A 2,730-nucleotide genomic window follows, 5' to 3' on the forward strand; every position below is an offset into this window, starting at 1 on the left:
AGAAGATGGCTCACATGCCGGCAGAGTTGTTCAAGATCGACCGCCGCGGGTATATTCGTCCGGGTTATTATGCCGACCTTGTCTTAATTGATCCGGAAGCAAACTGGACGGTTGGCAAGGAGAATATCCTATATAAATGTGGATGGTCTCCTTTCGAAGGCTATACGTTCCACCACAAGGTGCTGCGTACCTTTGTAAACGGCCAGCAAGTATACAACAACGGAGTAATAGACGATTCCATCCGTGGGATGGAGGTGGCATACCTGGTTTAAGCAGACCTTTTGCCTCCCGTTTTGAAATAACATTTACCGTAACGGATTACAACCAGCTTGTAATCTATAACGAATCAACATCAGTCGGTCAACAGCTGATTGATATTTACCATAGAATTGAACTATTCGAATATTTCGGGTAGTTCAATCTAGGTTTAATAGAATGACCCACTTCCCGGCTTTTGTTGCGCCCTCATGTTTAATGATCCCTTTGTTCGTTAGTTGTCTCAAGTGATATTTTACACTATAAGGTGAGCTATCCAGCAGTGAAGCCATTTCTTTACGGCTTATATGTGGATTAGATCTTATTATTTCTATAATTTCTGCTTGAATGTTCTTGGGCTTTTCTTGGGCTTTTTAGAGTATCTCTGTTATTTACATTAATTTTATTATTTAACTAGATAAATAACTTACTTATATGAACCATTATTTACAAACGAATTACTACATTTGTATTGTAATTGAATGAAAATGAGAAATATCCCTACATATGTTTTTCATAAAACAAAGTTTTAGGCATAACTGATTCTGGTTATTGCGTTTCAATCTTCAATCTTTAATCTTAAATAAATACATTATGGACAAACGTAGCATTTCCCAAACAATCATAGCCCTCGAGAAAGAGGCTATGCAGGCGTGGATCAAAGGTGACCCAACTCCCTTTCTTGAACTTTATTCGAAAGATTTCAGCTATTTCGATCCGGATCAGCAATTGAGGCTGGATGGGTTCGATAAGATTAAAGATCTGTACGAAAGTATGCGGGGAACAGTTCTGATGGATAATTTCGAAATGATCAATCCCCTGGTGCAATTGTCTGATTCAATGGCGGTACTCTCTTACAATTTGAATATCTACTTGGGCGAAAAGCTTTGGGAAGAAAACTTTACATCCGTCTATCGTTTGGAAAACGACCAATGGAAAGTTATCCACTGTCATGTTTCGCAGACTAAACCACCTACTCCCTGGGCTTAGTGTTGGATACTTTATCCAACACTTTCATTTCAATAGATCTGTTTTAATTTATAAACGCAGACAAGAAGTTCTGGGAGAGATTCAGAAACGCAAAATTTCTTCTATTGGATTCAATCTGAATAATTAAGTAATTACAACATAAATGATGCTGTAATATAATAAATTAGGTAGATTTTTAATCCTACTTTTTTATATATTTGCGCATAACCAATTGATGAGATATGAGAACAATCTTTGTATTCATTTATTCTCTTCTGATTATTAGCTCCCTTCCGGCACAGGAAAGTGGCATCAGAGATAAGTCGGCAGTGTTGGAAAGCCGGTCTGTTGCGGATAACGGTTTGTCGAAGTTGCGGCAAAACGAAAATCGTTTGGATAGCATGTGGCGCAAAGAGAAAAACTGGAACCTTGGCTTTTCAAGGATAGACGGCAAAGATATGGGTACCATAGAGCTTCCCAAATGGGCTAAATGGGATTACGATTTAGACAGATACTTCTTTTCTCAAATGAAATATCCGCCACAGCTCTTAGCAAAGAATAAAGCCGGGTACTCCGTTGTAATGTTTTCTATCGATACCATGGGGCTCCCCAGCGATATAAACATCTTGAAGTCCATCCATAAAGATTTTGACAATGAGGTTGTTCGGTTGATTAAAGAACTTCCGCACTGTCTGCCCTCCAGGGATGAAAATGGCAAACGGATGAGGTGTCTTTATACCGTATATGTCCCCTTCTTGCCTCAACGTTACAGAGACAGGATAATAGCGGACAGTATAGAAGCAGAAAAACTGAAACACCTTTGGGTGGATTGGCAAATCATGTCAAAATTTCAAGACGGAAAAGAGTCAACCATCCAAAACTATATCTATCAACGTCTTGTGTACGATCCTTCTCTGTTAGGAGACCAAAAGCAAGCAAGAGGTGTTTACTCGGCTAAAATTGACTCGTATGGAGAAGTGGCAGAAGTCAGGGTCTTACGAAGTTGTGGCATAGAGGCATGGGACAATCAAGTGTTGCAAATACTCAAAGATATGCCCCGCTGGACACCTTACTCTTATATTGGGGGGAAAGGGGAATATCGAAGTTCCAATTGGACCGTTCCTGTCACTTTTAGTAATAACTAAAAGTTAGCAGTATCAATTAAGGTGTCCAGCTCAAACTGTCAATCATTGGGTTGGCTCTAGACCATGGTTCAAATTCATCATAGTTTTTTACATTGCCGGTAAAAACAGCATATTATAATTGAATGTAGCCGACAAATTACAATCGTCAACCTCTCCAAAGAAGTAAAAACAGCATGGTATATATGAATCCCGGGAATCATTATTCTTTCCGGTACCTCATTCAATGTTGATTGAATATCATCAATATTGTGAAAAATGGGTGTATCGATAGTTATTTGAATGTCATTCATTATAGCAGATGATAAAAATAAACGATATTTGCAAAGTATTATCAATCCGTTTGTATTATCGGATGTAAATC

At 38.5% G+C, this 2,730-nt stretch carries 4 protein-coding genes; 3 read left to right on the forward strand and 1 reads right to left on the reverse strand.

Features of this window, described 5'->3' with window-relative positions; translation table 11 throughout:
- The coding region (locus tag AB7E53_RS14870; protein WP_446776578.1) for an amidohydrolase family protein at positions 1-272 on the forward strand (272 nt) is incomplete at its 5' end.
- Between the two features lie 144 nt (positions 273-416).
- On the opposite strand, the gene AB7E53_RS14875 is transcribed toward AB7E53_RS14870, so the two are convergent.
- On the reverse strand, positions 417-605 hold the full coding sequence (locus AB7E53_RS14875; protein WP_446776584.1) for a winged helix-turn-helix domain-containing protein: 189 nt from the start codon (positions 603-605) through the stop codon (positions 417-419).
- A gap of 244 nt (positions 606-849) precedes the next feature.
- Here AB7E53_RS14875 and AB7E53_RS14880 point away from each other — a divergent pair, with 244 nt between their 5' ends.
- The gene (locus AB7E53_RS14880) at positions 850-1,245 is read left to right on the forward strand and encodes a YybH family protein (protein WP_446776580.1); all 396 of its coding nucleotides are present in this window, start codon (positions 850-852) and stop codon (positions 1,243-1,245) included.
- A gap of 221 nt (positions 1,246-1,466) precedes the next feature.
- On the forward strand, positions 1,467-2,369 hold the full coding sequence (locus AB7E53_RS14885; protein ID WP_446776582.1) for an energy transducer TonB: 903 nt from the start codon (positions 1,467-1,469) through the stop codon (positions 2,367-2,369).
- Positions 2,370-2,730: the final 361 nt, after the last annotated feature.

This window comes from Macellibacteroides sp. (assembly GCF_050251695.1).
GTDB classification, from domain to species: domain Bacteria; phylum Bacteroidota; class Bacteroidia; order Bacteroidales; family Tannerellaceae; genus Macellibacteroides; species Macellibacteroides fermentans.

Coding starts and splice junctions, on each gene's coding strand:
- AB7E53_RS14880 (WP_446776580.1), top strand. CDS start 850: ATGGACAAACGTAGCATTTCCCAAACAATCATAGCCCTCGAGAAAGAG.
- AB7E53_RS14885 (WP_446776582.1), top strand. CDS start 1,467: ATGAGAACAATCTTTGTATTCATTTATTCTCTTCTGATTATTAGCTCC.